The sequence below is a fragment of the uncultured Mobiluncus sp. genome (assembly GCF_902488535.1).
GTDB lineage: Bacteria > Actinomycetota > Actinomycetes > Actinomycetales > Actinomycetaceae > Mobiluncus.
In genome coordinates, this window is record NZ_CABTWO010000023.1 from 21456 (window position 1) to 28906 (window position 7451).

Here is a 7451-nt window from a genome sequence, read left to right on the forward strand (position 1 = left end):
GGCGTAAGAGCGGGAAAAATCGTAAGAATTGATGTCATGTCTGACTCCCCCCTCGAACACATCCAAGACATCGACATTAACGAGGAAATGGAGCATTCCTTTCTGGAATATGCCTATTCAGTCATTCATGCGCGCGCCCTGCCAGATGCGAAAGACGGGCTGAAACCGGTCCAGCGTCGCATCCTGTTCCAGATGAAACAAATGGGCTTGACCCCGGACAAAGGGCACGTAAAGTCCCAGCGCGTCGTCGGCGACGTCATGGGTAAGCTGCACCCTCACGGAGATTCAGCCATTTACGATGCTTTGGTGCGTCTGGCCCAGCCTTTCACCATGCGCGTGCCGCTTATCGATGGTCACGGCAACTTTGGTTCGCTCGATGACGGACCCGCCGCGGCGCGCTACACGGAGGCGCGACTGGCTCCTGCCGCCTTAGCGCTGGTGGATGATTTGGACGAGGATGTTGTTGACTTTGTGCCAAACTATGACAATCAGCTGACCCAGCCCGCGGTACTCCCCGCAGCGTTTCCGAACCTGCTGGTCAACGGCGCGAATGGCATCGCGGTAGGCATGGCCACCAACATTCCGCCCCACAATGTGGGCGAAACCATCAACGCCGCCATCTACCTGCTGGATCATCCGCAAGCCGATACCGAGGAACTCATGAAGTACTGCCCAGGCCCGGACCTTCCCGGTGGCGGGATTATTGTGGGCTTGGACGGAATCCGCGAAGCCTACGAAACCGGGAGAGGAATTTTCATCACTCGTGCCCGGGCGACTATCGAGCAGGTCACGGCCCGCAAACGCGGCATCGTCATTACCGAACTGCCTTACCAGGTCGGCCCCGAAAGGGTCGCTGAAAAGCTGAAAGAAACCGTCAGCTCCGGAAAGGTCAAAGGAGTATCAGGCTGGCAGGATCTGTCCGACCGGACTCACGGAATGCGCCTGGTGGTCGAGGTTAAGAACGGATTTCATCCCGAGGCTGTTTTGGCTTCGCTTTACAAGTACACTCCCCTGCAGGAATCCTTCGGCATTAATACGGTCGCCCTAGTCGATGGTCAGCCGCGCACGCTGGGCCTGAAAGCAGCCCTGCAAGTGTTTGTCGATCACCGCGTTGAGGTCACGCGGCGGCGCAGCGAGTTCCGCTTGAAGAAAAAGCAGGAACGACTGCATTTGGTCGATGGATTGCTCATCGCCGTACTGAACCTGGACGAAGTCATCGAGGTCATTCGGACCTCCGATGATTCAGCCGCGGCCCGCCAACGCTTGATGGCGGTATTCGATTTGTCCGAAGCCCAAGCGGAGTTCATCCTGGAGCTGCGGTTGCGCCGGTTGACCAAGTTTTCTCGGCTGGAACTGGAGGCAGAAGCTGACGAGCTGCGCCAAGCGATTGCCGAGCTAGAACAGATTTTGGCGTCCACCGAGAAACTGCATGACGTGGTGCGAAATGATCTGCGCCAGACCGCTGCGAGACTCTCCACGCCGCGGCGTACCGTGTTGATGGAAGAGGACGGTTCGGCCGTGGCGGCTTCCGAAGACGCCGCGCTGCCGGTTTTGGGGGCGATGACGGTTACGGATGTGCCCTTGGAGGTTCCCGACGTGCCGTGCCGGATTGTCCTGGGTGCCGACGGGCAGGCTATCCGTTTAGCGCATACCGGTCCCGTGACACGCTTAGAGGGATTCAACAGTACGGTCGCCGGCTCTATCTTGACCCATACGCGAGGGTCCTTTGGGGTCGTCACCTCATCGGGTTTTGTGGTGCGCCTGGACGTGTTGAATCTTCCTCCTGGGGAAAAGTCCCCGCTGGCTGGCTCTGCCAGCTCCGGTGTTGCGGGGTCAACAGATTCTGCCGAGACGGCAAGTGCCGCGGCGAACGTTGCGGAGAGCATCGAAGAAAGCGCGCCCCCCTGGTCTTTGGACGGAGCTCCGCAGCTGTCAGCCGCGGCACGATTAGAGGATGGGGAAACTGTAGTCGGTATCCTTACCTTGGATGAGGATGAAACGGTCGGTATGGTGACCGAACAGGGCATCGTGAAGCGGATGCGTCCGGACTATCCCAGCACCCAAAACCGGTTTAGCATCATCAACCTGGAGGGCACTGACCAGCTGGTTTATGCCGGGGCTTGCCCGGACGACGCCCAAATCGTGATGATTTCAACTGATGCCCAGCTGCTGCGCACCCCGGCGAGTAAAATTCGCCCCCAAGGGCGCAACGCGGGCGGGGTCGCGGGTATGAACCTGAAAGAAAATACGCGGGTTATTGCCGGGGCAATCGTCCCTGATGAGCTGGTCGCGGCTACCACCGTGGCTACCGTTGCCGCCATTATGAACGCCATGCCCGGAGCAAACCAAAGCTCCATCAAGCTCACGCCTCTGGATCGCTATCCCATAAAAGGCCGGGGCGCACAGGGGGTGAGGGTGCAGCGTTTCCTAAAGGGCGAGTACGTGCTCGATATGGCTTTTGTCGGTCCGGATCCGGTTCACGCCGTGGACGCGAAAGGCAAACCGGTCAAACTGCCGGAACTGGACGAACGCCGCGACGCCTCCGGTTCGAACTTGAAATCTGATATCGCCTATTTTGGTTGATACCGGATTTTAATATATTTCTTTTTCTGCCTGGTGGAAACGAGCCGAGTGCGATACATTACGCTCGCGGCGGGGCTTGGGGAACCCTAAGCCCCGTTTTTCTCTCCTTTTCGGGTCGGCAGCACCGCTGCTGACTGACGGTTCATCTGAGCAACTTCCTCACGCAAAGCTAAGGGATCCACTGACTTTTGCGCCTCGACAGGCAGATTCACCACCCACTCGGTCGAACCTCCCGTAACTTCATACCCAAAATCTGTATAAAGTTTCGAGACCTCGGTGGGATTTTCCTGGTCCAACCCTACCGCCGCGTACTGCATTCCAGATTCCTGGTAAGCCGCAATAGCGTGGGACAGCAGCGCCGCGGCGACCTGTGTTTCGGCATAGTCGGGCAGAACTCCCAGGATTTCGGTATAGCCTTGGGTGAACCCCATCGCCTCCCAATCTTGTTCGTAGCGAGCGGATAGCAGATACCCGGCGACCTCAGCGACATCGCTGGATTTGTCCAAGGCAATAAAAGACCACTCGGGAGCAAAGAAGGGCCGGTTCGACTGCCACGTCTGCAGATCTTGGGCGGGGGCACCTGCCGCCAGAGCCATCAGCTCGTTGTGAGCCCGACGCACATGGTCGTCGAAATCCAGGGTCCACGGGATAATTTCCAGGTACTGACCGGGTGCCACCAGCTCCACTGGGGCTGCCAAATCTCGGCGCAGTTCCAGGTAAGTATGGGCGGGATGAAAACCGCTGGCTCGCAATTGCGGCTCAGCGTCACTCGCTGCCTGATCCACGAAACACACAATCTGGGCAGGGCGGGGCTTTTCTGCCAGCATGGCGTGAGCGGTTTGAACTTCCCATTGAAAGATGATGGAACCGACCCCACGGTTGCGCCAACTTGTCTCTACACCCCCGGAACAGATGGCTTGGACTCCGTCGGTTTCCTCAATACGCACGATGGCATAGGCGACCATCCGCGAATCCTGGTCCCAGGCACTCAGACCGCAAAAATCGGATTGAAAAATCGAATCAACTTCTGCCTGCGATGTGCGGTAGGGGGGATTGTCAATACGTTCCATCTCGGCAATGAGCCGCATCAGGTCCGGCTTATGCGTTACTTCCAGCGGTTTCCAGGTGATGCCTGGAGTAGCGGCTGGGGACGCAAAAAGTTGAGCCAAATCTTTCCCTCGCTTGTTAGGAGCCGTTGTGTGACCTTAGTTGATGTCCGGTGAGAATCGGACATAGCCCGGAGCTTATCTGATGATTCTAGGCGTCAATCATCTCGGCGTCCAACTTAGAGGCTCCCTCGATGATGAATTCCCGACGCGGCGGTACTGCTGAACCCATCAACAGCTCAAAGACTTCTTCCGCCCGGTTGACAGCGGCTTCATCACTCAAACGGATTCGCCGCAGCATGCGGTGGCGCGGATCCATGGTCGTTTCCGCCAGCTGGTCAGCGTCCATTTCGCCCAGACCCTTGTAGCGCTGGATAGGTTCCTTGTAGGTTCGCCCGGTGCGTTCCAGTTTGCCCAGTTCCTTGTGGAGTTGATCCTCAGAATAGGTATAGCGGAACTCGCCCGGTGCCTTGCCTTTCGCGTTGACCTGAATCCGGTGCAGCGGCGGAACGGCCGCAAAAACTCGGCCTGCAGCAATCATGGGCCGCATATAGCGGAAGAACAGGGTCAGCAGCAGCGTGCGGATATGTGCCCCGTCCACGTCCGCGTCCGTCATCATGATGACCTTGCCGTACCGGGCTTGTGAAATGTCGAAAGTCCGCCCCGAACCGGCCCCAAGCACCTGGATAATCGCCGCGCATTCCGCGTTAGCGAGCATTTGGGCGGTGCCGGTCTTTTGCACGTTGAGGATTTTGCCACGAATCGGGAACAGGGCTTGGAACTCGGAGTTCCGAGCAGCTTTCGCGGTGCCCAGCGCGGAATCGCCCTCCACGATGAACAACTCGGATTTCTCGACGTCGTCACTGCGACAATCCACAAGTTTCGTCGGGAGAGTCGAGGTTTCTAGCGCGTTTTTCCGCCGCGTGATTTCTTTGGACAGCCGGGCAGACAGGCGCGAACGCATCTCGGCCACGATTTTGTCTAAGAGCGCGGAAACTTGGTTTTTGTCCTCGCGTTTCCGGGAGTTCAGCTTCGCTTCGAGCCCCTCAGCGACGACTTTGGTCACGATTGGCTTGACTTTGGCGCTGCCCAGAGCTTCTTTCGTCTGCCCCTCAAATTCGGGTTCGGGCAGGCGCACGGTGATGACGGCGGTCATTCCCGCCAGGATGTCTTCTTTCTCGATTTTCGATTCTTTAGCGCCAAGCTTTAGGCGCCGCGAGTTGGCTTGGATTGCCGCGCGCAAGGTTTTCACCAGTCCCGCCTCGAATCCGGCCAGGTGCGTGCCGCCGACCGGGGTCTCGATAATGTTCACGTAGCTTTGTTCCACGGTGTCGTAGCCCACTCCCCAGCGCAGTGCCACGTCTACCTCGCAGGTGCGTTCCATCTCTTTTGGCTCCAGGTGACCCGTTTTCTGGTTCGGCACTTGCACGATTTCTGTAAAAGTGCCGCTTCCCTGCAACTGCCAGGTGTCGGTGATGGCTCGGTCCGGTGCGAGATAGTCCACAAAGTCGACCGTACCGCCCTTGTGCAAGAACGTGTCGGTGAGGGTTTCCTCCCCGCGCAGGTCGGTGACGGTGATGGATAATCCGGGAACCAGGAACGAAGTTTTGCGCGCCCGGTTGGACAGGTCCTCGTAACTGAAGTCAACGTCCTTGGGGAAAATCTGGTAGTCCGCCCAGAAGCGGACCCGCGTCCCGGTGGTGCCTTTCTTAACCTTGCCGAGTTTCGTCAGCTTTGAGGAGTGCTCGAAAGGATGGAAGTCATTGTTGGGGTTCAGTTCCTCCTTGTCGCTGAACACCCCGGGTTCGCCCCGACGAAACTGTAAGCCGTGGGTGACCCCGCCCCGGTCTACCGCCACGTCCATTCGGGCTGACAAGGCGTTGACCACCGAGGCTCCCACCCCGTGCAAGCCTCCCGCGACCTTGTACAGCCCGGCATCGAATTTGCCGCCCGCGTGCAGTTTTGTGTACACGACTTCCACACCACTCAAGCCAGTTCCGGGCACTTCGTCTATCGGCACCCCGCGTCCGTTGTCGCGCACTTCCGCCGAATGATCGGGATAAAGCACGACTTCGATGTGGTCACAGAACCCCGCCAGAGCCTCGTCGACGGAGTTATCGATGATTTCCCAAAGACAGTGCATAAGTCCGCGCCTGTCGGTCGAGCCGATATACATAGCAGGACGCTTGCGCACCGCCTCCAGCCCCTCCAAGACGGAAAGGTGGTGGGCGGAGTAATCAGAGACATCTTTTGCAGTAACCACGGGCTATATCCTATGTGCAGCGGCGCCGCGGTTCAGGTTGCCTTGCCGAGCAACCCGCTTTTTTGTCCCCCGTGCTCTCGGTTTTCGCTCTGTGTGGCCCCGTAAACTGCTGGTAGACTAAAAGGCCGATAAGGCATGAAACCCACGACACAGGAGGCGTCACCTTTGGAGCTGAAGGTTAAGACTTTTGCGCAGCTTAGTAACACGGAACTGTATGCGATCTTGAAACTCAGGGTTGATGTTTTCGTGGTCGAACAGGCTTGCCCCTACCCGGAAATTGATGGGCGCGATGAGGGTTCTCTGCACGTGTGGCTGGAACAGGACGGCGAGATTCTGGCTTACCTGCGCGTCTTGGACCGCGGCGTGGAGAGCGAATATGTCGCAATCGGCCGCGTCATTGCCGCGCGCCGCCGCCAGGGCTTGGGCTCTGAAATCATGAAAGCGGGAATACGCGTGGCCCAAGAGCGTTTCCACGCCGAAGCCATTTATCTGGAGGGACAGGTTTACGCCCAAGGTTTCTATGAAAGCCTCGGGTTCCGCCAGATTTCCGAGCCTTACTTGGAGGACAATATCCCCCACATCAAGATGCTGCGCGAGTCTGACCCGAGCTAGGTGCCGCCCGCACCGGCTGGCACCGCACCGAAGACCGCACGGAGATTTTGTTTAGCGCTGCTGGGCTCCGGGTAATAATTCGTGCGCTATTTTGGGCATAAGTTGGGGGTGTCTGCCTTGCGGCAGACACCCCCAACATGGTCAGGAATGCGAGTTTCTGACCATCAGCCAGTTTCAGATGCGGCTAAGCTATAGCTGTCCACCAGTACGGATTGTTTTCGGTCGAATTCTCACCATCCCAATAGAAACACTTTAAACCAGTTTTGTCAGCGGCACAGGAATAGGCTAATCCCGGAACACCTCCTCCTTCGAAGCGTTTTCCGTAGGGGAATGGTTTGGCCCATTCGGGATGTTCAGCACCTTTACGGCACTGGGAAAGATAAAAAGCAAAGCCATCTGCATCCACGTTGTTGGGTTTGGGTTTGGCTGCAAGGAACGTTCCAAAACCGTAAATAGCCGTAGGATCCGTCATGTCACCGTAATCTCGGTAATTCGGATCGGTGAACCAGCGTTGCGCGTTGCTCAAATCCCCAAACTTCCAAGGCCACATATCCAGAAGGCGTTGCGGAGTCATGTCAGTGTAAGGTTCGGCTTTAAAAACCATCGGCATCCCAATTGCATCGTAGAAAATACGGAATTCGTCTCCATCTTCCAGGCAGTACGAATACGAAGCGATGTCGCTCGGTAAGTGCTCGGGTTCGCCTGCTAATGGGTAGTTGGCGCGCATTTCTGCGAGGGTCATGTCTAGCAATGGTTTCTTGGGGATGATGCCGGTGGCGGCGGCTTGGACGGTAGCATCGGGCATGACGCCGGTCCCGCCGATAATCATCAGTTTGCTAGCACCTAGGGCGTCAGCTTTCGCTTTCACACCCTCCCCGTTAGCTGGG

General features: G+C 57.6%; 4 protein-coding genes and 1 pseudogene. 2 read left to right on the forward strand and 3 right to left on the reverse strand.

The window, feature by feature from the left end; translation table 11 throughout:
* The first annotated feature begins 36 nt into the window (after positions 1 to 36).
* Positions 37 to 2583: a DNA topoisomerase (ATP-hydrolyzing) gene (locus RDL66_RS07915; RefSeq protein ID WP_308536372.1), complete on the forward strand. Its 2547-nt coding sequence runs from the start codon at positions 37 to 39 to the stop codon at positions 2581 to 2583.
* 86 nt (positions 2584 to 2669) lie between these two features.
* Here RDL66_RS07915 and RDL66_RS07920 read toward each other — a convergent pair whose 3' ends face one another.
* Positions 2670 to 3752: an N-acetyltransferase gene (locus RDL66_RS07920; RefSeq protein WP_308536374.1), complete on the reverse strand. Its 1083-nt coding sequence runs from the start codon at positions 3750 to 3752 to the stop codon at positions 2670 to 2672.
* 88 nt (positions 3753 to 3840) lie between these two features.
* Positions 3841 to 5952: a DNA topoisomerase IV subunit B gene (locus RDL66_RS07925; RefSeq protein WP_308536376.1), complete on the reverse strand. Its 2112-nt coding sequence runs from the start codon at positions 5950 to 5952 to the stop codon at positions 3841 to 3843.
* A 135-nt stretch (positions 5953 to 6087) separates the two neighbouring features.
* Here RDL66_RS07925 and RDL66_RS07930 point away from each other — a divergent pair, with 135 nt between their 5' ends.
* Positions 6088 to 6564, forward strand: a complete 477-nt coding sequence (locus tag RDL66_RS07930) for a GNAT family N-acetyltransferase (RefSeq protein ID WP_297721846.1) — start codon at positions 6088 to 6090, stop codon at positions 6562 to 6564.
* A 184-nt stretch (positions 6565 to 6748) separates the two neighbouring features.
* Here the strand turns inward: RDL66_RS07930 and RDL66_RS07935 are convergent.
* Positions 6749 to 7451 (reverse strand): annotated as a pseudogene (locus RDL66_RS07935) (cell wall-binding repeat-containing protein); the annotation flags it as partial.